The sequence below is a fragment of the Microbacterium sp. A94 genome, from assembly GCF_051842855.1.
Taxonomy (GTDB): Bacteria; Actinomycetota; Actinomycetes; order Actinomycetales; family Microbacteriaceae; genus Microbacterium.
In genome coordinates, this window is record NZ_JBPXMU010000001.1 from 810,620 (window position 1) to 835,745 (window position 25,126).

Below are 25,126 nucleotides of genomic sequence, written 5' to 3' on the forward strand. Positions count from 1 at the left end.
GAATTGCGATGGGGGCCAGATTCACGAAATTACGTGGAGCCCTCCGCTCGTTCCCTTACTGTACCACCACGCACGTCGACGGCCAGCATGAGAGCATCCCACGGGGTGTCGGCGATGGATTCGGCCAGCTCCACTGCGAACTGGCGGTTGCCTGGCCCATCGGCGAGAACGAGAACGCTGGGTCCTGCCCCGGAGACGACGGCGGCGAATCCAGCCGCACGCAGCGCCATGACGAGCTTGTGCGTCTCCGGCATCGCCTCTGCCCGGTAGTCCTGGTGCAGTCGATCCGCCGTCGCGTCCAGGAGCAGCTCCGGGCTCTGCGTGAGAGCTGCGATCAACAGCGCGGAGCGAGAAACATTGAACACGGCATCCTCACGCGACACATGCGGAGGCTGCAGCGAACGAGCAAGGCTCGTCGACATGGTCCGCTCCGGCACCAGGACGAGTGGCGCAACGCCACGGTGCACCAGCAACTTCTTGTGCTGCGGGCCGCGCTCTCCTGTCCAGGCGATCGTCAGACCTCCGAACAGAGCCGGTGCGACGTTATCGGGGTGCCCTTCCAGCTCAGTCGCCAAGCGGAGCAGGTCGGCGTCGGTGAAGTCGACCTCGCCAGCAAGAAGCCCCTTAGCTGCCAGCACGCCGGCCGTGACCGCTGCGCCGGATGACCCGAGTCCGCGCCCGTGCGGCACACCGTTGTGTGCGACGATGCGCACGCCGGGCATATCGCGTCCAGCATCCCGGTAGACATGCGCCATCGAGCGAACGATGAGGTTCGATTCGTCTCGCGGAATCTCGGATGCCCCGGAGCCGGTGACTTCGATCTCGATCCGGTCGTCCGACAGCGCGGACACCGTGAGTTCGTCGTAAACGCTGAGTGCGAGTCCGAGCGTGTCGAAGCCCGGTCCGAGATTTGCGCTCGTGGCCGGCACCTGCACCTGGACGGTGCGCCCCTCGACAAGCTCGGGGTCCGAAACCGCCATCACTCGCCTTCCACGCGCAGTACGGACACGACTCGGTCAACGACCGAACTGGCCGCCAGCGCCGCAACAGCGTCACTCAGAGCCTGCTCGGGCGCGCGGTGCGTACCGATGATCAGGCGGGCGGTGGGGTCAGATTCTGACTCGATCGTCTGCACGAGTGTGGCGACCGAGACACCGCCCTCGCTGAGGATGCCGGCAATCGTGGCGAGCACGCCCTGCTGGTCGGACACTTCGAGGGTGATCTGGTACCGGGTGATGACATGACCGATCGGCACCGTCGGCAGGTTCGCCCGCGTGGACTCCCCCACGCCGACACCTCCGGCGATATGACGGCGCGCAGCGGAGACGACGTCACCGAGCACAGCGGACGCGGTCTGCACGCCGCCGGCACCGGCGCCGTAGAACATCAGCGAGCCGGCCGCTTCTGCTTCCACGAACACGGCGTTGTTCGCCCCGTGCACCGTGGCGAGTGGATGCGTGCGCGAGACCAGTGCCGGGTACACACGGACCGAGATCGACTCGGTGGCATCAGTGGTGATGCGTTCGCACACCGCGAGCAGCTTGATGACGAATCCGGCAGCACGTGCCTCTTCAATCATCGAGGGCGTGACCTGGGTGATGCCCTCACGGTGCACCGCTTCCAGAGGAACCGTGGTGTGGAACGCGAGGGATGCCAGAATCGCCGCCTTCTGCGCGGCGTCGAAGCCCTCGACATCTGCGGTCGGATCTGACTCCGCGTAGCCGAGCCGCTGTGCGTCAGCGAGCACCTCGTCGAAGTCGGCTCCCTCGGAGTCCATCCGGTCGAGGATGTAGTTCGTGGTGCCGTTGACGATTCCCATCAAACGCACAACCCGGTCTCCGGCCAGCGAATCGCGCAGCGGACGGATGATCGGGATCGCACCGGCGGCGGCGGCCTCGTAGTGCACCGAAGCGCCCACCTGGTCGGCCGCTTCGAACAACTCAGTGCCGTGCGTTGCCAGCAGAGCCTTGTTGGCCGTGACAACATCGGCACCGGAGTTCAGCGCGGTCAGAATGTTGGTGCGGGCAGGCTCGATACCACCCATCAGCTCGATCACAATGTCGCTTCCGACGATCAGGCTCTCGGCATCCGTGGTGAACAGCTCCTTCGGGAGGTCCACATCACGCGGAGCATCGACATCGCGTACCGCGATACCGGCGAGCTCCAGAGATGCACCGGCACGGTCCGCCAGTTCGGCTCCGTGACGCAGCAGCAGGTCGGCGACCTGGGAGCCGACGGCACCGGCGCCGAGCAACGCCACCCGAAGCTTTCGATACTCCGCTGTGTTGTTCCCCTGAGCCGCATCGCTGTGTGCAAGGTCGGTCATCGTGCTCCTTCATTCGTGCTGATCCCGGTGTCCCGCGCGAGAAGATCTTCCAGGCTCTCGCCGCGCACGATGACGCGGGAAGTGCCGTCTGCGACCGCGACGACCGCGGGACGAGGGACGTGATTGTAGTTATTGGACAGCGAAGCGCAGTAGGCGCCGGTCGCCGGAACGGCCAGTAGGTCTCCTGGGGCGATGTCGCCGGGGAGATACTCGTGGTCGACGACGATGTCACCGGATTCGCAGTGCTTGCCGACGACACGGGCCAACACGGCATCCGCCGCGCTGAGACGCGAAGCGACGCGAGCCGAATATTGCGCGCCATACAGAGCCGGTCGCGCGTTGTCGCTCATTCCGCCGTCGACGCTGACATACAGCCGGCTCCCGCGCTCCAGTCGCACGTTCTTGGTCGTGCCCACTTCGTAAAGGGTGACGCCGGCAGTGCCGATGATCGCTCGCCCTGGTTCAAAAGCGAGCTGCGGCATCGGAATGCCGCGTGCCGCACATCCCTCGGCGACCGTTTCGACGATCTCTGCGGCGAGCTGCTCAATCGGTGTGGGATCATCGGCACCCGTATAGGCGATTCCAAAACCACCGCCGAGGTTCAGCAGCGGGGCATCGCCGCTGGCGAGGAGCTTCGCGTGCAGTTCCAGCACGCGCGATGCTGATTCTCTGAATCCGGCGACGCCGAATATCTGCGAGCCGATGTGGCAGTGCAGTCCCAGAAATTCCAGGCTCGGAAGAGCGCGGATGCGTGCGACTGCGGTTTCGGCGTCCGTCAACGGCATGCCGAATTTCTGGTCCTCGTGGGCGGTCGCGAGGAAGTCATGCGTCTCAGCGTGCACGCCGCTGTTCACTCGCACCAGCACGCGCTGCACAGCGCCGCGCTGCGCGGCGGCCGCCGCGACCCGCTCGATCTCGATCGCACTGTCGATGATGATCGACCCGACGCCGACCTCTACGGCCCGTTCGATCTCGGCGAGCGACTTGTTGTTGCCGTGGAACCCGATACGTGCAGGCTCCACGCCGGCTGCGAGGGCGATCTCCAACTCCCCGCGCGTGCAGACGTCGACGTTGAGGCCCTCCTCGGTCACCCAGCGTGCGACCGCTGTGGACAGGAAAGCTTTGCCGGCGTAATAGACCCGCGCACTCGTGCCGTGTGCGGCGGCAGATTCGGAGAATGACGTGAAGAATGCGCGTGCGCGGCTGCGGACTTCCAACTCGTCGAGTACGAGCAGAGGGGTGCCGTACGTCCGCGCCAATTCTGTCGTTGTCATCCCCGCGATCGTCAGTGCACCGCTGTCGTCGCGGGCTGCTGATTTGGGCCAAACCAGTGGCGCCAAAGAGTTGGCGTCCTCTGGCTCTACAAGCCATTCCGGGGCGAGCGATTCTGCGTGAGACAGCACAGAGCACCAATCGTGGAGGGAATCCTCGGGCCAGATCACGCCAATCGAGGTTGCCCCGATTCTAGAGCAACGGCGCGCGCCGACATGCATCCGCAAGTCCCTCCTCGACACACACGATCATTCATTACGGTGAAGGCATGCCCAACACGCACACAACGGAATCCGAGCACAGCGACAAGGCTGGCGGCGTGGCAGCGTTCGTGAGGTCCGCCATCGCCTGGGCGCTGGCCCGCAAGCTCGTGCGGGCGGCGTTGCTGTACTCCGACAGGCGCGGCCCCGCTCTTGCCGACAGTGTCACGTACCGGGCGCTGTTCAGCGTCTTCGCGGGACTGCTGCTGGGTTTCTCCATCGCGTCATTGTGGCTGGAGGGCAACACTGCCGCGTGGAAGGCGATCACCGACGCCATCAGTTCGGCCATCCCCGGACTCATCGGCGAAGGCGGCGTCGTTGAGGATCCCGCAACGATCGAGGCTCCCACCGGTCTCTCGATCGCCGGCATCATCTCGCTGATCGCACTGATCGGTGCAGCGCTCGGTGCGATCGGCTCCCTGCGCATCGCCGTTCGCACGATTGCCGGCTCCGTGATGGATGACACGTTCTGGGTGTGGGTCATCGTGCGCAACCTCGCATTGGCTGTCGGTATCGCGGTTTCGTTCGTCGCGGCGGCCGCCGTCACCTTCCTCGCACGCATCGGGATCGGATTCGTGACGGATCTGCTCGGCGTGCCATCGGATGCCACCGGGGCGGTGTGGGGCATCCGCATCGTCTCCCTCCTAGTCGTGTTCGCACTGGATGCGCTGCTCATCTACGGCGTCTTTCGTTTACTGTCCGGTCAGCGCGCGTCGACGCGTGCGGTCTGGTCCGGTGCGATGCTGGGCGGCTTGGGACTGCTAGTGCTGCAGGAGCTCTCCAGCCTGTTCGTGGGAGGTGCAACGTCGAATCCGCTGCTGGCCTCTTTCGCCTCACTGTTGGCGCTGCTGATCTGGCTCAACCTCAGCACCCAGGTGATTCTGGTCGCGTGCGCCTACATCGTCACCGGCGCCGAAGAAGAACACGACCGCGTGTCAGCGCGGGCGGCAGCGCGCACCTTCGCACAGCGACGCGTACAGCTCGCTCAACACGATGTGATTATGACGACCAGAGCGTTGCGCGCTGCGGAAGAGGCCGCAGCTGAGGAGCAGCGGGGTTCTTAGCTGCACACCCCGTTGTGCTGCAGTGCCGCGTCGGTGATGATCGCACCATCCACGTCGACGTCGATGACAGCTGTGGAGTGTTGGATCGTGAGACCGGTGACGGTGATGCCAGCAGGAAGCTGATCCGCGATGCAGATCCGGTGCGGCTGTGTCAGCCCCGCCGCCGCGTCTCCGAATCGCTCGGCGATCTCGGCGGCGTTCAGAGTGACCCCGGCGACTCGCAGCTCGACGGGTGTGAGCAGAAGTTCTCCGGCATCCGCCCCCGGCTCAACGGTCAGGGCAACCGGAACCGGCACACCGATCACCGTGAAACTGCTCGTTGCTGTGACATTCGGTGCAGCGAATGCGATCTCATCGATCGGCAGGTCGGATGCTGCCGCCAAAGCGACGAACTCGTCCTGGTCGATGCGCACGGTGCCAGCGGCCCCGTCGAGGTCTCCGCCGTGAAGCGGAACTCCGACGGCCGTGACAGCAGCGGCTCCCGTGACACCGCCGATGGTCACAGCGTCCGTTTGCAGGTGCAGCTCATCGAGGCGCCCGCTGATCAGCTGCGGCAGCAGTATGCCGGAGGCATCCACGTCGAGCTCCTGATCGGCGGGCAGCTCGAGCTGCTCGATCACGATGCCGCGCACAATGCCGGGCAGGATGCTGCGCGCGACGAACTCCGCGACGACGATGAGCACCGCGAGTATTGCGACGACGATGAGCAGCACCCAGGGCCATCGCCCGCGCCGCACAACGTCGTCAGACATCACATGCGTTCCGGAGCGGAAACGCCGAGCAGACCGAGGCCATTGCGCAGAACCTGACCGGTGGCGTCGTTCAACCACAGACGGGTGCGGTGCACGCTCTCGATCGGGCTGTCACCGAGAGGCGTGACGCGGCAGTTGTCGTACCAGCGGTGGTAAAGACCCGCGAGCTCTTCGAGATAGCGCGCAACCCGGTGCGGTTCGCGCACCTCAGCGGAGAACGCGACGATGCGCGGGAACTCCTGAAGGGCGCCGAGCAGAGCGGACTCCGTCTCGTGCGTCAGCGTCTGCGGAGCGAACTCCGAGCGGTCAACGCCCGAGTCTGCGGCGTTGCGGCCCACATTGTGAGTGCGCGCGTGCGCGTACTGCACGTAGAACACCGGGTTGTCGTTGGTGCGCTTCTGTAGCAGCTCCGGGTCAAGGTCCAGCGGCGAGTCTGCGGGTGAGCGCTCCAGCGAATAGCGCAGCGCATCGGTGCCGAGCCAGTCCAGCAGGTCGTCCATCTCGATGATGTTCCCGGCACGCTTGGACAGGCGGGCGCCATTGATCGACACCATCTGCCCGATCAGCACCTCGACGTTCTTCTCCGGGTCCTGACCGGCGGCGCCTGCGATGGCCTTCAGCCGATGCACGTACCCGTGGTGATCGGCGCCGAGCAGATAGATCTTGTTCTCGAATCCGCGGTCACCCTTGTTCAGGTAGTAGGCGGCGTCGGCGGCGAAGTAGGTGTACTCGCCGTTGGAGCGGCGGATGACCCGATCCTTGTCGTCGCCGAAATCAGTGGTGCGCACCCAGACGGCGCCGTCCTCGTCGAAGACGTGCCCCTGCTCACGGAGGCGATCCACTGCCTGATCGATGAGGCTGGACCCGGACGCGTCCTTCTCGTGCAGCGAGCGCTCCGAGAACCACACATCGAAAGGCACATTGAAGCGGTCGAGCGAGCTCTTGATCTCGGCGAGCTGATACTCGTAGGCGAGATCTTCGGCCACCTTCAGCTGTTCTGCCTCCGGCAGCTCAAGCAGATCAGGGCGCGCCTCCAGCACCCGCGCCGACAGCGACGCGATGTACTCCCCCGGGTAGCCGCCCTCGGGGGTCGGCTGCCCGTTGGCTGCAGCCACGACGGATGCCGCGAACCGCTGCATCTGCGCACCGGCATCGTTGATGTAGTACTCGCGGACGGCATTGGCGCCACTGGCCAGCAGCAACCGCACGATCGAGTCGCCCAGAGCCGCCCAGCGCGTGTGCGCGATGTGCAGTGGGCCGGTCGGGTTCGCAGAGACGAACTCGACGTTCACGCTCACACCCTGCTGCGAGGTGTTGGTGCCGTAGTCGCTTCCGGCCTCGACGATGGTCTTCGCAAGCACGCCAGCCGCGGCCGCATCGAGGCGGAAGTTGATGAAGCCGGGGCCGGCGACCTCGGCGCTGGCAACGCCATCGACGCGGGCGACCTCATCGGCGATCTGCTGTGCGAGCTCACGCGGGTTCGTACCGAGTTTCTTCGCCAGACGCATCGCCAGGTTTGAGGCCCAGTCGCCGTGATCGCGGTTGCGCGGACGCTCCAGGACGATGTCGGAGACGTCGAGGTCGAGCGTCTCGTCGGGGCGCAGGGCTGCCGCGATCGGTGTGACGACAGCGAGAATGGCTTCGGCAAGAGTGTCAGGGTTCATAGCCTGTCAAGTCTACGGCGCACGCAGACGCATTTTTCCGCGCTGAATTGGCGATCAGCATCCGATCGCCTACCCTCATGCCATGGCCAGGGCACAGACGCGCCGAAGCGCACGAGCAACGACGCTGATCGCCGTGCTCGTCGTGGCACTGTGCGCGGTGTCCTTAGGCGTCTGGCGCCCCTGGATCGCAGCTCCCACGGCGACGCCGGTGCTCGCCGCCGACAGGCCGGCTGCAATCGTTCCGGAGCCTTTGGCTCTGCCGGAGCATCCGCATGTTCTCGTCTTCGGCGACTCGTGGACATACGGCTCGGCCGCCAGCGATCCGAGCCTCGGTTACGCGTACGTACTGGCCGACCTCATCGGCGGCACCACCACCGTCGACGGTGTGCGCGGCAGCGGCTATCTCAAACCTGGGGTCGACGGGCCGGCATTCGGGGAGCGTATCGCGGGGCTGGATCCTGCGCTCGATCCCGACCTGGTGATCATTCAGGGTTCTATAAACGACCGTGCGCAGGGCGCTGCCGGTTACCGCGATGCGGTGAACGCGGCGTGGGACGCGTTGGCTGCGAAGTATCCGGGTGCCGCGATCGTCGTGCTGGGGCCCGCACCGCACATCCTTCCTGCTGAAGACGGCACCGTGCGAATCGAGCAGGATCTGGCCGCCCTCGCGAGCGCGCGCGGCTGGTGGTATGTCTCCCCCATCCACGCGGAATGGATCACATTCTTCAATTACCGCGATGTCATCGATATCGACCTCGGCAACCGGCATCCGTCCACCGCAGGGCACCGCTATCTCGCGGAAAAGGTCGCCGCCGCGCTGACAGATCTGGCTGCCGCGCCCACAACTGAGGCCGGCGTTGCAGAGTCCGCACCCAGTCGGTGATATTCTCGATCGGTACGCCTCCGTAGCTCAGTGGATAGAGCGCCGGTTTCCGGTACCGTAGGTCGCAGGTTCAACTCCTGTCGGGGGCACACATTCTGCAGAAGGGCCGTCCATTGGACGGCCCTTCTGTGCTGTCCGCAGCACTTGGTACCAGAACGTGATGTTAGCCGTTAGGTGACGACGACTCCGTCCGTGCTGGGGCGTCCCCACGCGACCGATACGGACGATTTGTGCCCGACCGCATCCGCTCGATGAACCCGGGTGCGAGATCGAGGACGCGACCACCTTCTTTATCACCTGCAGCCAGGTCTTTTCCTCGCGCCCGTGCGCGCGCGAGCGGCGGTATCGATCCTCGGAAATCATCCCGTGGACACGTTCCGCGCGATGGGCGCGGCCCAGGTCCGACCGGGCTGCGAGCGCCGAAGCGCAGCACGGCGGGATTCACAACGGAATCGGCCCATATCCACCCGGACGTGTTGACACGCCTCTTGACCGCTCCATAGCGTGGATCGGGATCCCCTACTCGGGGGCTCAGCTTCGGAAGGGCAAACAATGCAGTTTACAAAGCGTTCATTCACCGCCGGAATCGGCACGTTGGCAGCCATCACGCTCTCGGTAGCAATGGTCGGCTGCGCAGGTGGTGACGCCCCCGAAAGCGACGGCGAAGGCGCAGGCGGCAGCGACCTCAAGGACACCTATACGGTCGCCACGGACAGCTCCTTCGTTCCGTTCGAGTTCGACCAGGATGGTGAGCACGTCGGGTTCGACATGGACATCGTCAACGCGATCGCCGATGAGGTCGGCTTCGACGTGAACCTCGAAGTCACGAACTTCGACGGCATCATCCCCGGCCTACAGACCGGCGCATTCGACATCGCCATCGCCGGTATTACGATCACCGAAGAACGCAAGGGCGCTGTGGACTTCACCAGCCCGTACTACAAGTCCGGTACCCGTATCGGCGTCCCCGTCGACAACACCGACATCACCAGCATGGAAGACCTCGAGGGCAAGACCGTCGCGTCTCGACTGGGTTCAGCACCGCTGGATTACCTGGCTGAGAACGTGCCCGACGCGAAGGCTCTTCCGTTCGAGCAGCTCGACCAGATGTACCTCGCAGTCGAGGGCGGCACCGCAGATGCCCTGCTGTATGACGCTCCCAACGTCGAGTACTACATCAAGACCACCGGCGAAGGAAAGCTGAAGGCCGTCGGTGACCTGTACGAAGCTCAGGAGTACGGCATCGCCGTGTCGAAGGAGAACGAGGCACTCGTCGAGGCCATGAACCAGGCGCTCGCCAACATCATCGACGACGGACGCTACGCCGAGATCTACCAGGAGTGGTTCGGCGAGGAGCCCACCTGGCTCGAGGATCTTGCCGCCATGGGCGTGGACGCCAAGTAGTATCCACGCACTATTCGTTGAGGCGGGTGCAATCATGCACCCGCCTCTTCCATGAGAGGCACACTCGACATGCACGCACTCGCAAACTTCAACTGGGCCGGAGTGATCGAATTCCTCCCGGCGCTCGGGGTCGGTCTTTATTACACGTTGCTGGTCTCGGTGATCGGCATCGGCATCGGCTTCGTCATCGGCGCATTCGTCGGCCTGGGACGCATCAGCCAGATCAAACCGCTCTACTGGCTGGCCACCGTCTACGTCGAGCTGATCCGCGGCACCCCTGTGCTGGTCCAGGCCATCTGGATCTACTTCGCGCTCCCGCTCATCATCAATTACACCTTCCCCTCCCTCGTCGCCGGCATCATCGTGATCGCTTTGAACTCCGGTGCGTATATCGCCGAGATCGTTCGAGGTGCTGTCCAGTCAGTCGACAAGGGACAGATGGAGGCTGGCCGCTCGCTCGGCATGGGCAAGCACGTGACCATGCTCCACGTGATCTGGCCACAGGCCTTCCGACGAATGATCCCGCCGCTGGGTAACCAGTTCATCATCAGCATCAAAGACACGTCATTGCTCTCAGTGATACTCGTACCCGAACTCATCTTCCAGGGCCGTATGATCGCGGCCAGCCACTTCAACGCGGTCGAGATCTACACCACGGTCGCCGCTTTCTATCTCGTCATCACACTCACGCTGTCGAAGGTGCTCAGCATTGTTGAAAAACGATTGGACCGCTGATCATGATCATTGAAATCAAAGATCTCCATAAGTCATTCGGTGACAACGAAGTGCTCTCTGGCATCAATTGCACAGTCGATGAGTCCGAGGTCGTCTGCGTCATCGGCCCGTCCGGTTCCGGCAAGAGCACGCTGCTTCGCTGCCTCAATCGTCTGGAGGAGATCACCAGCGGCACCGTCATCGTTGATGGCAATGACGTCACAGACAAGAAGATCAATATCGACGGCGTTCGCACCGAGATCGGCATGGTCTTCCAACAGTTCAACCTGTTCCCGCACAAGTCCGTGATCGAGAACATCATGCTCGCGCCCATGAAGGTTCGCGGTCTCGACAAGCAGGCGGCGCTCGAGCGCGGTCGTGCGCTGCTGACGAAGGTCGGACTCTCGGAGAAGGAGAACGCCTACCCTGCACAGCTATCCGGCGGACAGCAGCAGCGTGTCGCCATCGCTCGCGCGCTTGCGATGGAACCGAAGATCCTGCTGTTCGACGAGCCGACCTCGGCGCTCGATCCGGAACTCGTCGGAGATGTGCTCGCTGTGATGAAGACCCTGGCGGATGAGGGCATGACAATGGTCGTTGTCACGCACGAGATGGGCTTCGCTCGAGAGGTGGGCGATCGCGTCGTCTTCATGGACGGCGGAGTGGTCGTGGAGGAGGGAATCCCCAGCGCCATCTTCGACTCTCCCCGCGAGGCGCGCACGAAGGAGTTCCTCGACAAGGTGCTGTGAGCCATTCGGCTGCTGCCTGATCGTAACGACCTCTGCTCCACGCTCTACGATGGAAGCGACTCCGTCCCCCAGCACAATCGAGGTTTGAGACTTGCAGTTCATCTCCACACGCGGCGGCTCACTCGGACAGTTCTGCGATGTCCTGCTCGAGGGTCTCGCCCCCAACGGCGGCCTCGCCGTCCCCGAGCGCCTTCCGCAGCTCACCGGTGACGACCTCGAACGGCTGCGCCTGCTGACCTATCCGCAGCTGGCCACCGAGGTTATCGGGTTGTTCGCCACCGACATCCCCCGAGAAGACCTCGCCCGGCTGTGCGATGCGGCCTACGGCGGCGGTAAGTTCGCCGTTGACGAGATCGTCCCGTTGACCGAGATCGGCGAGGGCATGACTCTGGTCGGGCTGTCCGAGGGCCCGACTCTCGCGTTCAAGGACATGGCGATGCAGTTCCTCGGCGAGGCACTCGAGTACGTGCTCGAGAAGAACGACCGCGTGCTGAACATCCTCGGGGCAACCTCGGGCGATACCGGATCCGCAGCGGAGCATGCCCTGCGCGGACGCGAGCGCGTGTCGATCTTCATGCTTTCCCCGCAGGGCCGGATGAGCGCATTCCAGCGCGCGCAGATGTACTCGCTGCAGGACGAGAACGTGCACAACATCGCTGTGGAAGGCGTCTTCGACGACTGTCAGAATCTGGTCAAGCGCCTCTCGACAGACCTTGATTTCAAGCGCGCCCACAGTCTCGGCGCGGTGAACTCGATCAACTTCGGTCGTATCTCGGCGCAGATCGCCTACTACGTGTGGGCGTGGCTGCGTGTCACTGACGGTCTCTCGGAGAGCGAGCGAGCAGATTTCGCTGTCTCCTTCGCAGTTCCATCCGGCAACTTCGGCAATATCCTCTCCGGTCACTATGCGAAGAGCATGGGGATCCCGATCCGCAAGCTCGTACTCGCGTCGAACGAGAACAACGTGCTCGACGAGTTCTTCCGCACCGGGCACTACCGGCCGCGCAGCGCCGAGAACACGCTGGCGACGTCGAGCCCGTCGATGGACGTCTCGCGCGCTTCGAACCTTGAGCGTTTCGTCTTCGATCTGCTGGGTCGCGACCCGGAGCGCACCGCGGCGGCCTGGCACGAACTCGAAGAACGCGACGAGATCGACCTGTCCGGCGAACTCAGCCGGTTCACGGACGAGTTTGGTCTGGTCAGCGGCACCAGTACGCACGCCGATCGACTCTCAACGATCCGTGACTTCTCCGCGAACAGCAGTGTCATCCTCGACCCGCACACCGCCGATGGCGCAAAGGTCGCGCGTGACCACGTCGAGGATGGCGTCCCCATGCTCGTCCTCGAAACGGCGAAGCCGGCGAAGTTCGCCGATCTCATCGCTGAGGCTCTGGGCACCACGGACGAGCCGGATGCCGATACTCAGGCGCTGCTGGATGCACCGCAGCGTGTGATCGAGATGCCCGATGACGAGCAGCAGCTCCGGGCCTTCATCTCCGAGCACGCGCTGAGCTAAACTGCCGCGCATGAACGCCAAGGTCGACTTCAAGAAGCAGATCGGGGCGTATTCGGCACGCAGGGGCCGCTTCGACATCGTCGAGGTGCCGTCCCTGCGTTACCTGATGATCGACGGTCACGGCGACCCGAACACCTCCCCTGAGTTCGCCAGCGCCGTCGAGGCGCTGTTTCCGATCGCGTATACGCTGAAGTTCACCAGCAAGAACACCCTCGGCCGCGACTACACGGTCATGCCGTTGGAGGGGCTGTGGTGGGCGGACGATCATGCCGCGTTCACGTCCTCACGCGATAAGTCGCAATGGGACTGGACGATGATGATCATGCAGCCCGATTGGATCGACCACGAACACTTCGCGGATGCTGTCGCCAGAGTCACAGCGAAAAACCCCGGCAGGCGGTTCGATGAGGTGCGATTCGGCTCGTTCAGCGAGGGTCTGTGCGTTCAGACGCTGCACGTGGGTGCCTTCGACGATGAGGCACCGGTACTCGCTGAGATGCACGATTCGTTCATCCCGCTGAACAGGCTGAGCCTGACCGGCAAGCACCACGAGATCTACTTCAGCGACCCGCGCAGAGGCGATCCTGCCAAACGCCGTACGTTGCTGCGTCAGCCGGTCCGACGACTCAGAAGATAACGACGTAACGCATGATCGCATCGAAGAACACGTCTGCGAGCCCTGTCGACTGTTGCATCTGCGTGCGAGCATCGAGCGCTTCGGCGGCCACATCGGTGATGACCCCATCGATGTCATCGCGCATCAGATCGCGGATGCGCTGCTCATCGTTCACTGTCCATGCCATCGCGCCAAGACCCGCCGCATGCGCGGCATCACGCATCTCATCGGTGAACGACCACTCCTCCATTACGAGGAAATCCGCTGAGGTCTGCGGCACTCCCATGCCAGCCAGCGCCATCGTGAGCCCTACGGTGAGGTTCGGCCGCACCCGCTTGAGTTCTTCGACCGTCGGGCCGTCGAGCGAGTGGTAGATGTTGTCCTCGAGCACCCCCAGTGACTCAAGCTCTTGCACCAGCCGCGGCACCAGATCCGGTGTCTCGGCGCCGTGGAGTTTAATCTCGATCAGCAAAGGCTGTTCGATGTCTTTGGCCACGAGCACGTACTCCTCGAGGGACGGAATGCGGTCGCTGTTGCCCTGTGTGTCGTGAACAGTGAGCGCGCTCAACTCATCCAGGGTGAGCTCGCTGACCGCACTGTCGTGATCTGCGAGCCGGCTGAGGTTCGCATCATGCATGACCACGAACTGCCGATCCGCGGTCTCCATGACGTCCATCTCCACGAAGTCAGCGCCTACCTCACGCGCGGCTTCCAGCGACGACAGCGTGTTCTCCACTGCCTCGGCGGTGTAACCACGGTGTGCGATCACAAGGGTATCCGGCGCCCGCGACAGTGCATTCATAAGCGGCAGGTTCACAACGCTCAATCCGGCGATCAACGCTGCCGCGCACAGAACCGCGATCAGTGCTCTTCGCGGCTGAGGTTGCTCCTTCTCGGAATCAGCGACGGCTGCGGCCTCGGCATCTGACACTCGAGAGGCATCCGGCACGACGATGCGGGTTAGCGTCACCACGATGGACACAATCATGACGCCGCCCATACCGATGATGGTCAATGCGCATGCCTGTGTGAGGGCAAGCATCACCGCGGCGACGGCAGGAGATGCGGACGGCGCAAACACATCTGTAAGCGCGACAGGCGCAAGCCCGACGGCGACGAGCACCGCACCTGCCAGCGCGCCGGCGATGAGTACCGTGGCAACAAGCAGTGTGAGTGTGATGCCGTGGCCGCGCATGAGTCGCCAGCTGCGGCGCTGGGCGCGCCCGCCCGTGGCGTCGGTCATTGCGAACAGCGGAACGGCCAGGGCGAACCGCACATTCAGCGTGAGGAGCACGAGGAGAAAAACGAGGTAACCGATCATGCCCGCGGTCGTCTTTACGAGCTCACCGGAGATGAAGGACGGAATCGTGATCGCCTGCGAGAGCACGGAGAGGAAGCCGATCCCGCCCAGCGGAAGCAGCAGAAACAGGTAGGGCAACAGCGCAAGTGAGCTAGGCCGCAGGAGCTTCCGTGCGAGCGAAGCCACGTGCGTCAGCGCATCGCGACTGAGGAGGCGCTCTCCCGCCTGTACGCGTTGCACCGCGACGACGAGTACGAGGAACTGCAGTGACAGCACCAGGAAGCCGACAATGACCACGATGAGAATGAGGCCGGCGGACAACGGGGCCTCGATAAGTCGCGGGAGGGCAGCAATCTCGACGCCGCTGAGCCCCGCCGCGCGCAACGCCTCAGCGAACAGCCAATGCAGCACTGGTGCGGCGATCACCGCAACGATCAGCTGGCCGACCAGATACACCGAGGCCAGACGCCAGCCGCCGCGGCGCACAACCTGCCATGCAGCACCGAGAAGGTTCCGATAGGCGCCCTGCGAAACAGTCTTCTCGCTCGCCTCCGCTTGCACCGTGTGGTCGGTCATTGCGCTGCGACGCGAGTGCGCACTTTGCGGTACGGGTGATCCTGCACGCGAGAGGATGCTTCGTCGACAAGCTGCTTATACGTTTTTGATTTCCGTGCCCCGGCCATGAGGTGCTTGGTGGTGCGCGCTGCTTTGCGCAGATTCATCGGGCGCCCCTCGATTCCGTACAGCAACCGTGCCCAATCGGGAAGCAGATGCAACACGCCGTCCTGCACGATCACCCCGGTCCACACCTTCAGCGGATTGCCGCGGAGCGCTGGTTTGCGGAGGTTTCGAGTCACTTCCGCAGCCTCGATCCCGAGCGCGAGCCAGTGCGTCTGGCCGTCGATGTACTCCTGCAGTTCTTGTGCGTTCGAGGGCAGCAGCGCTTCGTCTTCGATACCGATCAGGCGCGCGGCCACGTGCTGCTCGACGATGAACTGGTCAGCTTCGGCAGGGGTGATCTCGACGCCGAACTCCTGCGATGCGCGCAACAGCGCGTATACGAAGGTGTTGTGCGTCCAGGCCAACCACTCCGGCTTGTCGGCGCGCAGGACTTCACCCGTGACGGCGTCCGTCCACGTGGCATGCACGTGCATTCTTCGCACCGAGGCCGACGCGGCATCCGCGTGTGCGCGGTCGCCGAAGATTACAGTTTCGAAGTATCGGCCAGTGCGCTCATCACGGCCCGCCGAATCACTGTGCGACTCGGTCGCGTTGTAGAAGACGCGCATCATGTGCGGGTTGAGCGCCTGCAGCAGCAACGCTGCCATGCCGCCCAGTTTCGATACTGGGTCGGCGAAGACTCGCCAGGAGATGCTGTCGGGAGCGAAATATCCGTCATGCGCGGTTCCGACATCTGCGACGGCCGCGGGATCCTGAACACTCATGGAGCTCCTACTCTTGCACTCAGTCCAAAGTTAGACTTGGTTCATGATGGCACAGGAACCGGGACGCCGTGAACGCAAGAAGCGCGAGACAGAAAACGCGATCGAAGAAGCTGCCATCTCCCTCGCGCTTGAGCGCGGTCACGCTGCAATCACCGTGCCCGATATCTGCGAACGAGCCGACGTCTCACGCAGCACATTTTTCAACTACGCGGCATCTCGCGAGGCGGCCATCTTCGGCCGTCCCCTCAATCTACTTCCGCACGATCAGGCTCTCGATCTGCTGATGGCGGACACCAGTGCGAGGAACACGACCGCCTTGTTCATGGTTGTCCTCGCTTCCCTTCCGCACGCGCAGGTGAACCCTGTTGTGGCGGCAGGGCGTGCGCGACTGCTCGCCGAGCAGCCGGACACGCAAGCCACGCTGTTCGCACAGTTCGGCCCGATCAGCACCCAGTTGACCGCCGTTGCGGAGCACTGGTTGCTCTCCTTGCCCTCGCGGCGCGTCATCCCAGACGACACAGCGGCGCGTGAGGCGACACTGACCGTCTCTATGGTCATGGGCGCTTTCATGGCCGTCGTCAGCGAAGCCTCCGGACCCACCGATGTGACGCTCTCGATCCCCGCCTTCGAGAAGGCGATCGCCGATATCCGTCGTCTGACCGCGCGCTGAGGCGGGCACGTTCGACAGCACAAGCACCAGCACTGCCGCGAGCATTGCGGCGTGCACACCAGGCTCAGACCAGGAAGATCGGCAGCATCCCCGGATTGTGCGCGTGCACCAGCACCGCGAACACCACAGCATCGAACAGCAGGTGCACGGTCACGACGTATGCAAGCGAATGCGTCCGCAGGAAGATGTATCCCTGCAGCAGGGCGAAGGGGATCGTCAGCAGCGGCCCCCACTCGCGGTAGCCGAGTTCCCACAGGAACGAGACGAACACAATCGTCTGCAGCACATTCGCCAGCGCGTTGGGAAAGTGCCGACGCAGCAGCGCGAACACCGTGCAGATGAAGAACAGCTCATCCCAGATGCCGACCGCCCCCACTCCGACGAACAGGCGCGCGATCAGCTCAGGCGAGTCGACGACCGGCCAGTTCTGGTAGACGCCGCTGGTGATGAAGTAGAACGGCAGGATCAGCCAACCGAGCACCAGCACGGCGATCAGCCACCCCCACTGCAGCCTTCCCCAGCGTTTGCCGGTGCGCCAGGGGAAACTGATGGCTCGGTCGCGGTACACGAACCGCGAGACCAGGTACGGCACGACTACCGCACCGCCGAGGGCGAGCGTGAAGCGCAGCATGGCCAGGTTGTCGAGTTCGGCCGCCAGCGGGATGACACTGACGATGAGCAGGCCCAGGGCGATCAGCGACAGATCGCGCGTCAGCGATGGGCCGGATGCTGTGCTCATTCGCCGTTCGCTCAGCCAACTCACGCCGATGCCCAGGGCGAGCAGGATCCACCCCAGCAGGCTCCACTCCGCGACGAAGAACGCCGGAGCTGCCAGGCACACCAGAGTCGCGGCAGTAATGCTCGGCGCCGAGACACGCACAGAGCCGTTCACGGACGAGGCCGTCTGCGGTAGACCAGGTCGCGGATGTCTCGTCCCTTGCCTAGTCCTTTGCGCTCGAAGGCGGTCATGACGCGTCCTTCGAAGCGCTCAGCCCACTCCCCCTCGAAGGCCCGCTCGAACAGTGGGTCGGCGTCCAGAACCGCACGCATCTGCAGCGCGTACTCTTCCCAGTCCGTCGCCAGCCGCAGCAGCGCGCCGTCGGCAAGAGCACGAGCCGCGCCCTCTCCGAACCCGGGCCGAACCAGGCGCCTTTTGGTGTGACGCTTTTTGTGCCACGGGTCGGGGAAGAAGATCCACACCTCCGCAGCAGCGCCCACCGGTAAGAACGATGCGAGCACCTCGGGAGCGTTGGCCTCGATCAGGCGCAGATTGCGTACATCGGCCTTGTCCGCATCGAGCATCGTGCGGGCAAGACCGGCCCGGAAGACCTCAACGGCGAGAAAGTCATCACCGGGCCGAGACGACGCGGCCGAGATGATCGCATGTCCCTGGCCCGAGCCGATCTCGACGATCAGCGGTGCCTGCCGGCCGTACACGGCGGTGGGGTCCATCCGTGCTTCCGGATGCACACTCGTTGATGCATCACCGCGCGGAACCTCGATCAGATATTGCGGTGCAAGCTCATCGAACGCGCGGTCTTGAGCCTCAGACATCCGTCCGCTCCGCCGTACGAAAGAGACCGGTTCATCACGGAAAGTGCGCGGTTCAGACATACCTCCAGCTTAACTGTCAGGGCACCGTCACGAAGTCGATCAGTTCCTCGACCCGACCGAGCAGCGCGGGTTCGAGATCGCGATAGGAGGTCACCTTGCTCAGGATGTGCTGCCAGGCGCGTCCGGTGTCGCCCTGCTCCTGGTACGGCCAGCCGAATGCTCGGCAGATCCCGGTCTTCCAGTCGGTGCCGCGTGGAATCTCCGGCCAACGCGCGATGCCTAGCGTCTTCGGCGTCACACACTGCCAGACATCGATGAAGGGATGCCCGACGATGCGCACATGCGCACCGTGCGGGCCGCGCCGGACAGCATCCGCAAGGCGCGACTCCTTCGATCCGGGCACGAGATGATCCAGCAGAACCCCGTAGCGACGAGTCGCACTGGGCGGCTCGCTCGCGAGCAGCTCGTCGAGAAGATCAGCACCCTGCAGAAACTCGACAACCACGCCCTCCGCACGCAGATCCGCGCCCCATACCTTCTCAACCAACTCGGCGTCGTGCTTGCCCTCGACGAGGATGCGGCTGGGCAGCGCAACACGCGCACGCTGGTCGTCGGCAACGAACGATCCGGAGGCTGTGCGCTTGATCGCCTGTTTCACGGGTGCGGGAGGGGTGAGCCGAACCGGCTCGCCGTCGATGAGGAATCCTCCGCCGAGGGGAAAGAGCCGCTTGCGCCCCCGATAATCCTCCAGCTCAACGTGTCCGCTCTGCACCCGCGTCACCGCGCCGCAGTATCCGTCGATGGCGACCTCGACGACCAGGTCGCGTTCGGCTGCGACGTCCGGAACCTTCTTGGCGCCGCGCTCTCGCCATCCCGCCGCCAGCACATCAGAGCCGTACATGTCTTCCATGCCCTCCAGCGTATGTGTCTGCGCTGATGGCGAACGGCGATCCGCCGGTTGATGCTGTCGCGTGTCTGACTGTTTGCATAGACTCGTGGCATGACGCACGGCTGCCACCCGGAGGGAACACGATGAAGACGAGGTGGCGGACTACGGCCGTAATCACGTCCGCGATGCTCTTGGGTGCATTGACCGCCCCCGCAGCCCATGCCACCGATCCGCTGCCACTCGACCCCGGGTACGTGACCGACAGCGCTGGTGTGCTCAGCGCGGGCGAGAAGCAGGCAACCGAGGAGCGTTTGCAGGAGCTCACCGAGAACTCCACCGCCGACCTCTTCGTGGTCCTCGTGGACGAGTTCACCTCTCCGTCCGACTACGTCGTATGGGCTGACACCGTGGCTGACCGCAACAATCTGGGCCCCGAGCAGTACCTGCTCGCCGTCGCAGTCGAGGGCCGCGCCTTTTACATCTCAGCCGCACAGGGTGGGCCGCTCAGCGAGGGCAAGCTCAGCAACATCGAAGACGCGATCCAACCCCTGCTCGCGGCAAAGGATTGGGACGGCGCGATCATCCTCGCCGCCGATGAGATTCAGGGCGACGGTGGCGCAGGCATGCTGCGAGGCGTGCTGATCTTCGCCGGGATCGTCGCTCTCGCCCTCGTGGCCTGGCTCGTTGTCGCGCTCATTCGGCGTGCCAGGAAGAATGCGGAGATCCGGCGGCGTGGGGCCATGCCCGAAAAGCCGGACCCGAACGATCCCTTCTCCACCATGACCGATGAGCAGGTCGAGACTGAAGCCGGATCCGCGCTCGTGCAGGCAGACGACGCGATCACCTCCAGCCGAGAAGAGCTGGGCTTCGCTGTCGCCCAGTACGGCGAGGGAGCAACGGCAGCATTCAGCGGCGCGATCGAATCCGCCCAGCAGAAGATGTCTCAGGCGTTCGATCTCAAACAGAAGCTCGATGACGAGATCGAAGACACCATCCACGAGCGTCGTGCCTGGCATATTCGCATCATCCAGCTGTGCGATGAGATCGATGACGTCCTCGATGACAACACCGAAGCTTTCGACGCGCTGCGCAAGCTCGAGCAGAATGCGCCGCAAGAACTCGAGCGAGTTTGCGCCGAACGAGCACAGGTTGAACCGCTCGTGACCGGCGCCTCCGCTGCGCTGGCTGCGCTTGCCGCTGCCTACGCCCCCGAAGCGCTCGGCGCGATCTCAGATAATCCGGCCGAGGCGCGAGAGCGCGCAGATCTGGCAGACCACTCGATCGAAGCCGCAACATCGGCTCTTGCTGCGGGCAGCAACGGCGAGGCCGCTTTTGCCATTCGCACGGCAGAGCAGGCGGCGGCCCAGGCCGCGCAGTTGGCGAACGCTATAGCTGCACTCGGTACAGAGCTCGCCGAAAGCGAGCGGCAGTCCACAGCGCTGATCATCGAGCTGAAGAGCGACCTCGCTGCCGCTCAACAGCTGCCCGACGCTTCGGGCGCGATCTCTGCGGCCATGACTGCGACGACTACCCAGTTGCAACAGGCTGAGGCAGATCTTGCCGGTCCCGCACGCAACCCCCAGCGTGTTCTTGACGCTCTGACCGCAGCGAACGCGCAGATCGATGCCGCTATCGCCCAGGGCCGTGAAAGCGTTGAACGCACTCGCCGTGCTCAGTTGATGCTTCAGCAGACGCTGACCCAGGCCGATTCCCAGGTGCGCGGCACCCGGGACTTCATCCAGACGCGTCGCGGCACCGTGGGATCCACCGCCCGAACTCGCCTCTCCCAGGCTGAGGCTTCCCTCACGCATGCCCACACGCTCGAACACAGCGACCCGCAGGCGGCGCTGAGCGAGGCACAGCGTGCGCTCTCCCTCGCTCGGCAGGCGCAGTCCACGGCTCAGTCCGATATCAACAGTTACAGCCATAGTCAGTACGACAGCGGCTTCGGCGGTGGATTCTTCGGCGGATCATCCCACTCTTCCAGTTCAGGAATCGGCGGCGATATCCTCGGCGGCATCATCGGTGGTCTGCTCTCCGGTGGCGGCGGTGGCGGCCGATCCTCGTCTGGTCGGAGCAGTTGGCGCTCCAGCAGCAGCAGTGGATTCCGCAGCTCGGGCTTCGGCGGTGGCAGTCGGAGCGGCGGCGGCAGTCGCAGCAGCGGCGGCCGCAGCGGGCGCTCCGGCGGGGGCCGCTTCTAATAACGTGCTTCGTCCTTGACTTGACCTGACTTCGACATTCCAACCGAAAGGAAACACCATGACCAAGCAGTCCATCTTCGGCCGCATCTCGACCCTCATGAAGGCCAACATCAACTCGCTCATCGATTCCGCGGAAGACCCGCAGAAGATGATCGACCAGCTCGTCCGCGACTACACGAACAACGTCGCCGACGCTGAGGCCGCCATCGCCGAGACCATCGGCAATCTGCGTCTGCTCGAGCGCGACCACGAGGAAGATGTGCAGTCCGCGAGGAACTGGGGAAACAAGGCGCTCGCCGCGAGCCGTAAGGCAGATGAGCTGCGCGGTGCCGGCGAATCGGCGGATGCTGACAAGTTCGACAGCCTGGCGAAGATCGCGCTGCAGCGTCAGATCAGCGCCGAGCGTGAGGCCACCGGTGTCGAGCCGACGATCTCCGCGCAGACCGAGGTCGTCGACAAGCTCAAGAGCGGCCTGAACGGGATGAAGGACAAGCTCGGCGAGCTGAAGAACAAGCGCAGCGAACTGCTGGCTCGGGCCAAGGTCGCCGAAGCACAGACCAAGGTGCAGGATGCCGTCTCGTCCATCAACGTGCTTGACCCCACCAGCGAACTGGGTCGTTTCGAAGACAAGGTTCGTCGCCAGGAGGCCCTCGCCCAGGGCAAGATCGAGCTGGCGGCGTCCAGCCTCGACGCCCAGTTCGAGAGCCTGGAAGACCTCGGTGAGCTCACCGAGGTCGAGGCGCGTCTGGCCGAGCTCAAGGCCGGCACTTCGCAGTCGCAGCTCGAGTCCTGAGACTCCGGGTGCCTGGGATGTCGGCATCCCGGGCACCCGTCTTATTCTTTGGAGATTGACGTGGCCCGTTTTCTTGTAGTACCGCAGTGGCAGGGATCGCCGTCTGCGCGGGCAATGCTCCTCATCGACGGGGCATCAGCCATCGCCGGTGACCTGCCCCGCACGGCCACGACGGTTCTCGATGTGCCGGTCGAGGCTGGTGACTCGCTGGGAACCGGAGTGCATCGGTTGAGCTCTCTGCTGCGCGTTCGTGCGCTCATCGCGGATGCGATGACGCCGGAAACGATCGTCATCGGCGGAGACTGCAGCGTCACTGCCGCCGCGCTGAGCGCGATCGATCACGATGACGTCGCCGTCGTCTGGTGCGACGCACATCCTGACCTGCATGCCCCGGACACATCACCCTCGGGTGCGTACTCGGGCATGGCACTGCGCAGCATCATCGGTGAGGGCGAGGGGCAGCTCGCGCTCTCCCCCGCAATCGCGAAAGATCGCGTCGTCGTCGTCGGCGCCCGCGCACTCGACGACGCAGAAGAGACACAGCTTGCCGGACTCACCCAGGTGAGCGTCCGAGAACTCGAAAATGCGGATGCCCTGGCCGATGCCGTGGCAGCCACCGGAGCCAAGCGGGTCTGGGTGCACATCGATGTCGATGTACTCGACCCTGCCGAAATCACCGGTGTGTCGACGGCAACACCGTTCGGCGCCGGCACCGCGGCGCTCACCGATGCGCTGCGCGCCCTACGCGGACGCTTTGATTTGGCCGGGGCGACAATCGCAGGGTTTGCGCCGCGATCGCCCGTAGATGCCGTCGACGATCTCGGCACTATTCTGCGGCTCATCGGTGCGATCGCGTGAGCGCTGATTGGCGCCCCGCGGCTGAAGCTGCGCTTGCGCGTGGACGACGCTTTGATCGCCGCATCCCGTCCTTCCTGCTGCGTTCGCCGATCAGCCGGATCGGCTACGCCTGGGGCACGGCCGTTGGCTGGACCTGGGGAACGCTGTGGAGCACGGGACCCGTCGAGCGTCGAGCGGGCCTGTGGGTCTTCCGCGGCATGCCGCAGTGGACGTTCAACCGTGGCGGCGTATGCGTCGGTGGTTGTTTCCTGACCGGAGATGCCAATCCCAGCGACGCTGTGCTGCGCCATGAAGCCGTCCACAAGGCGCAATGGCTTCGCTATGGCTTCTTGATGCCGTTGCTGTACCTGCTAGCCGGCCGTGACCCGTTGCGCAACCGCTTCGAGATCGAGGCAGGACTGGAAGACGGCAACTACGTGCGCCGTGCTCAGCGGGCGGCGGGTAGCAGCCCGAAGCGCTCCGGAGCCTGAATCTGCGCGGCCGAAACAGCAAGAGTGCCGGTGAGGTGGTCCACGATGTCAGCGGTGCCGAGGTACCCGCCGAGCAACGTCACCTGAGTGGGACGCTCGTCGTCGCAGAGCATCTCGTCTGCCCATGCCGTAGCAGCACGCGCAACCGCTGCGCCGGGTGCGCACGTGCGACCGGTCCCCGGGGCACCTGTTCGCGACGAGCGGGCCAGCCAAGTCACCGTCATGCGGGCCGGAGCCTCGATGAATCCAATATCGTCGGCGTGCGGAACTTCGATGAAGACGCGTCCGGAGGCGCACAGCGGCAGAGTGCTGAGGAAGACCTCGAGGTCCAGCAGCGAGTTTTCGTCTGCGGTCACCAGGTGGTGCGAGCTCAGCCGTGCGGCCCGGCGCTGGGCGCGCCCGCTGCGAACGATGGAGGATGCCGTCATGATTCCTCCATCATACACCGGATGAAGGGTTGCCTTACCTTGGTAGCGCGACTTCTTCGACGAGCGTCTTCTGCAACGCGATGAGATCGGTCTGCGCCATCCCATTCGCCAGCAGATACTCGGCCGCCGATCCCCACCGCGCATCCACCTCATCCAAGAGCGCCCGCATCTCCTCAGCCGGGGACAGCGTCGCCAGTGCGAGCGCATGCTGTGCCTCCGGATGCTGCGTCTGCAGGAACGTGACGATTCGACGGTTGCGCTCCTCAGGCAGTTGCGACGCTGTGAGCGCATAGTCCGCGATAACGGCTTCGCGGTCCGCCCCGACCGCCGCAAGAGCGAGTGCGACGGTGACACCGGTGCGATCCTTGCCGACCGTGCAGTGCACCAGGGTCGATTCATTCTGCGCAATTACCCGGATCGCATCCACGATTCGTGCAGCGCTCTCCTCGACAAGTTGGCGGTACATCTGCCCCAGGCTGAGGTCCTCCTCGAAGAATGACGTCACCGACCCGAGAAAGAGCGGCAGGTGGGTTGTGGTCATCGACAGTGGTGGCGACGGCGCAGTGGCGACCTCTTGGCCATCACGGAGGTCGACGATGTGCGTGACCCGGCGCTCCAACTCCGCGATACCGACCGCCGTTGCTTGGACGAGGTTGCCCGACCTCAGCAGCGTGCCCGTACGGATGCGTCCGCTCTCAGCGGGCATCCCGCCGACATCGCGAACGTTGAAGACGCCGTCGACTTCGAGGATCGTCACGCCGATGCCTGCTTCCCCCGTGCCGGCACCGGGTAGCGGCCGGCGATCACCACCCGGTTGAATGCGTTAATGGAAACGCAGGCCCAGCTCAGAGCCGCGTACTCCTTTTCGGTGAAGACACTGCCGACGCGGTTGTAGACATCGTCGGGGATGCCCCCGTCATGAATGTGGGTGAACGCTTCCGCCAGCTCGAGCGCTGCACGCTCACGATCGGAGAACACGCCGCTCTCGCGCCACGCCGGCAGCTGCGCGAGGGTGTCCGGGTCGATTCCCGCCTCGGCAGCGCGGTCGACATGCACTCGCGTGCAGTACGCGCACCCGTTGCGCTGCGAACTGTGGATCATCACGAGCTCTTTCAGCCGGTCATCGATTCCGTTCGCCTCGCAGATCTCACCGACTGTCTGCGAAAATGCGTCCAGTGCCCGATAAGCGGCCGGCTCGGTTTTTGACAGGTGCACGCGCGTCTCACTCATGTCTCCATGATAGGACGGGATACCAGCATCCCGTTCTGCGTTGAAATGCATCATGTCAAGCAAACTTC

Annotated in this window: 25 protein-coding genes and 1 tRNA gene; 13 read left to right on the forward strand and 13 right to left on the reverse strand. The window is 64.2% G+C overall.

What is annotated here, in order from left to right:
• Positions 1–29 precede the first annotated feature (29 nt).
• From thrB to lysA, 3 genes are read right to left on the reverse strand one after another with little or no spacing between them, the layout of a single operon-like run.
• A complete protein-coding gene (gene thrB, locus ACSU1L_RS04105; RefSeq protein WP_438253615.1) occupies positions 30–980 on the reverse strand; it encodes a homoserine kinase in 951 nt (316 codons plus the stop codon).
• On the reverse strand, positions 980–2,326 hold the full coding sequence (locus ACSU1L_RS04110; RefSeq protein WP_439254800.1) for a homoserine dehydrogenase: 1,347 nt from the start codon (positions 2,324–2,326) through the stop codon (positions 980–982). Before ACSU1L_RS04110 ends, thrB begins: the two co-directional genes overlap by 1 nt.
• Positions 2,323–3,729 carry a diaminopimelate decarboxylase gene (gene lysA, locus ACSU1L_RS04115; RefSeq protein WP_439254801.1) on the reverse strand — a complete coding sequence of 469 codons (1,407 nt, stop codon included), beginning with the start codon at positions 3,727–3,729 and terminating at the stop codon, positions 2,323–2,325. Before lysA ends, ACSU1L_RS04110 begins: the two co-directional genes overlap by 4 nt.
• A 137-nt stretch (positions 3,730–3,866) precedes the next feature.
• Here lysA and ACSU1L_RS04120 point away from each other — a divergent pair, with 137 nt between their 5' ends.
• Positions 3,867–4,922, forward strand: coding sequence for a YihY/virulence factor BrkB family protein (locus ACSU1L_RS04120; protein WP_439254802.1), 1,056 nt, complete (start codon positions 3,867–3,869; stop codon positions 4,920–4,922).
• Here ACSU1L_RS04120 and ACSU1L_RS04125 read toward each other — a convergent pair.
• Both ACSU1L_RS04125 and argS read right to left on the reverse strand, forming a co-directional pair.
• Positions 4,919–5,674 (reverse strand): DUF2993 domain-containing protein, encoded by a 756-nt coding sequence (locus ACSU1L_RS04125; RefSeq protein ID WP_439254803.1) that lies wholly within the window; start codon positions 5,672–5,674, stop codon positions 4,919–4,921. The two genes, ACSU1L_RS04120 and ACSU1L_RS04125, sit on opposite strands and share 4 nt — an antisense overlap.
• Positions 5,674–7,338 (reverse strand): arginine--tRNA ligase, encoded by a 1,665-nt coding sequence (gene argS, locus ACSU1L_RS04130; protein WP_439254804.1) that lies wholly within the window; start codon positions 7,336–7,338, stop codon positions 5,674–5,676. Before argS ends, ACSU1L_RS04125 begins: the two co-directional genes overlap by 1 nt.
• 82 nt (positions 7,339–7,420) lie before the next feature.
• Between argS and ACSU1L_RS04135 the strand changes: the two genes are divergently transcribed.
• The 7 genes from ACSU1L_RS04135 to ACSU1L_RS04165 all read left to right on the forward strand — a co-directional run bounded on the left by ACSU1L_RS04135 (position 7,421) and on the right by ACSU1L_RS04165 (position 13,241).
• Positions 7,421–8,221 (forward strand): SGNH/GDSL hydrolase family protein, encoded by an 801-nt coding sequence (locus tag ACSU1L_RS04135; RefSeq protein ID WP_439254805.1) that lies wholly within the window; start codon positions 7,421–7,423, stop codon positions 8,219–8,221.
• 16 nt (positions 8,222–8,237) lie between these two features.
• Positions 8,238–8,310 (forward strand) — tRNA-Arg (locus tag ACSU1L_RS04140).
• 463 nt (positions 8,311–8,773) lie between these two features.
• A complete protein-coding gene (locus ACSU1L_RS04145; RefSeq protein ID WP_439254806.1) occupies positions 8,774–9,625 on the forward strand; it encodes a transporter substrate-binding domain-containing protein in 852 nt (283 codons plus the stop codon).
• Positions 9,626–9,694: 69 nt separating this feature from the next.
• Positions 9,695–10,360, forward strand: a complete 666-nt coding sequence (locus tag ACSU1L_RS04150; RefSeq protein ID WP_438253607.1) for an amino acid ABC transporter permease — start codon at positions 9,695–9,697, stop codon at positions 10,358–10,360.
• A 2-nt stretch (positions 10,361–10,362) separates the two neighbouring features.
• Complete coding sequence (locus ACSU1L_RS04155) at positions 10,363–11,088, forward strand: amino acid ABC transporter ATP-binding protein (RefSeq protein WP_438253606.1); 726 nt, start codon at positions 10,363–10,365, stop codon at positions 11,086–11,088.
• Between the two features lie 91 nt (positions 11,089–11,179).
• Positions 11,180–12,604 (forward strand): threonine synthase, encoded by a 1,425-nt coding sequence (thrC, locus tag ACSU1L_RS04160; RefSeq protein ID WP_439254807.1) that lies wholly within the window; start codon positions 11,180–11,182, stop codon positions 12,602–12,604.
• 10 nt (positions 12,605–12,614) lie between these two features.
• A complete protein-coding gene (locus tag ACSU1L_RS04165; protein WP_439254808.1) occupies positions 12,615–13,241 on the forward strand; it encodes a GyrI-like domain-containing protein in 627 nt (208 codons plus the stop codon).
• Here ACSU1L_RS04165 and ACSU1L_RS04170 read toward each other — a convergent pair.
• Positions 13,231–15,096 carry a glycerophosphoryl diester phosphodiesterase membrane domain-containing protein gene (locus ACSU1L_RS04170; RefSeq protein ID WP_439254809.1) on the reverse strand — a complete coding sequence of 622 codons (1,866 nt, stop codon included), beginning with the start codon at positions 15,094–15,096 and terminating at the stop codon, positions 13,231–13,233. The genes ACSU1L_RS04165 and ACSU1L_RS04170 overlap by 11 nt on opposite strands.
• Complete coding sequence (locus ACSU1L_RS04175; protein ID WP_439254810.1) at positions 15,093–15,965, reverse strand: oxygenase MpaB family protein; 873 nt, start codon at positions 15,963–15,965, stop codon at positions 15,093–15,095. Before ACSU1L_RS04175 ends, ACSU1L_RS04170 begins: the two co-directional genes overlap by 4 nt.
• A 43-nt stretch (positions 15,966–16,008) precedes the next feature.
• Here ACSU1L_RS04175 and ACSU1L_RS04180 point away from each other — a divergent pair, with 43 nt between their 5' ends.
• Entirely contained in the window at positions 16,009–16,635 is a 627-nt protein-coding gene (locus ACSU1L_RS04180) for a TetR/AcrR family transcriptional regulator (RefSeq protein ID WP_439254811.1), read from the forward strand.
• Between the two features lie 64 nt (positions 16,636–16,699).
• Here the strand turns inward: ACSU1L_RS04180 and ACSU1L_RS04185 are convergent, their stop codons facing one another.
• The 3 genes from ACSU1L_RS04185 to ACSU1L_RS04195 are packed head-to-tail and all read right to left on the reverse strand — an operon-like array spanning position 16,700 to position 19,099.
• Complete coding sequence (locus tag ACSU1L_RS04185) at positions 16,700–17,527, reverse strand: CPBP family intramembrane glutamic endopeptidase (RefSeq protein ID WP_439254812.1); 828 nt, start codon at positions 17,525–17,527, stop codon at positions 16,700–16,702.
• On the reverse strand, positions 17,524–18,249 hold the full coding sequence (gene trmB / locus ACSU1L_RS04190) for a tRNA (guanosine(46)-N7)-methyltransferase TrmB (RefSeq protein ID WP_439254813.1): 726 nt from the start codon (positions 18,247–18,249) through the stop codon (positions 17,524–17,526). The genes ACSU1L_RS04185 and trmB overlap by 4 nt, the downstream gene beginning before the upstream one ends.
• 16 nt (positions 18,250–18,265) lie before the next feature.
• Positions 18,266–19,099, reverse strand: coding sequence for a DUF3097 domain-containing protein (locus ACSU1L_RS04195; protein ID WP_439254814.1), 834 nt, complete (start codon positions 19,097–19,099; stop codon positions 18,266–18,268).
• A 122-nt stretch (positions 19,100–19,221) separates the two neighbouring features.
• Between ACSU1L_RS04195 and ACSU1L_RS04200 the strand changes: the two genes are divergently transcribed.
• From ACSU1L_RS04200 to ACSU1L_RS04215, 4 genes are read left to right on the forward strand one after another with little or no spacing between them, the layout of a single operon-like run.
• Positions 19,222–21,279, forward strand: coding sequence for a TPM domain-containing protein (locus ACSU1L_RS04200; protein WP_439254815.1), 2,058 nt, complete (start codon positions 19,222–19,224; stop codon positions 21,277–21,279).
• 58 nt (positions 21,280–21,337) lie between these two features.
• A complete protein-coding gene (locus tag ACSU1L_RS04205; protein ID WP_439254816.1) occupies positions 21,338–22,072 on the forward strand; it encodes a PspA/IM30 family protein in 735 nt (244 codons plus the stop codon).
• Positions 22,073–22,132: 60 nt separating this feature from the next.
• Positions 22,133–22,930, forward strand: a complete 798-nt coding sequence (locus tag ACSU1L_RS04210; protein WP_438253595.1) for an arginase family protein — start codon at positions 22,133–22,135, stop codon at positions 22,928–22,930.
• The gene (locus ACSU1L_RS04215; RefSeq protein WP_439254817.1) at positions 22,927–23,400 is read left to right on the forward strand and encodes a Fe-S oxidoreductase; all 474 of its coding nucleotides are present in this window, start codon (positions 22,927–22,929) and stop codon (positions 23,398–23,400) included. The genes ACSU1L_RS04210 and ACSU1L_RS04215 overlap by 4 nt, the downstream gene beginning before the upstream one ends.
• Here the strand turns inward: ACSU1L_RS04215 and ACSU1L_RS04220 are convergent.
• Genes ACSU1L_RS04220 through ACSU1L_RS04230 form a run of 3 tightly spaced genes read right to left on the reverse strand, consistent with a single transcriptional unit; the run spans position 23,358 to position 25,058 of the window.
• A complete protein-coding gene (locus ACSU1L_RS04220; protein ID WP_439254818.1) occupies positions 23,358–23,828 on the reverse strand; it encodes an SIP domain-containing protein in 471 nt (156 codons plus the stop codon). The two genes, ACSU1L_RS04215 and ACSU1L_RS04220, sit on opposite strands and share 43 nt — an antisense overlap.
• A gap of 34 nt (positions 23,829–23,862) precedes the next feature.
• Positions 23,863–24,585, reverse strand: coding sequence for a tyrosine-protein phosphatase (locus tag ACSU1L_RS04225; protein ID WP_439254819.1), 723 nt, complete (start codon positions 24,583–24,585; stop codon positions 23,863–23,865).
• Positions 24,582–25,058: a carboxymuconolactone decarboxylase family protein gene (locus tag ACSU1L_RS04230; RefSeq protein ID WP_438253591.1), complete on the reverse strand. Its 477-nt coding sequence runs from the start codon at positions 25,056–25,058 to the stop codon at positions 24,582–24,584. The genes ACSU1L_RS04225 and ACSU1L_RS04230 overlap by 4 nt, the downstream gene beginning before the upstream one ends.
• Positions 25,059–25,126: the final 68 nt, after the last annotated feature.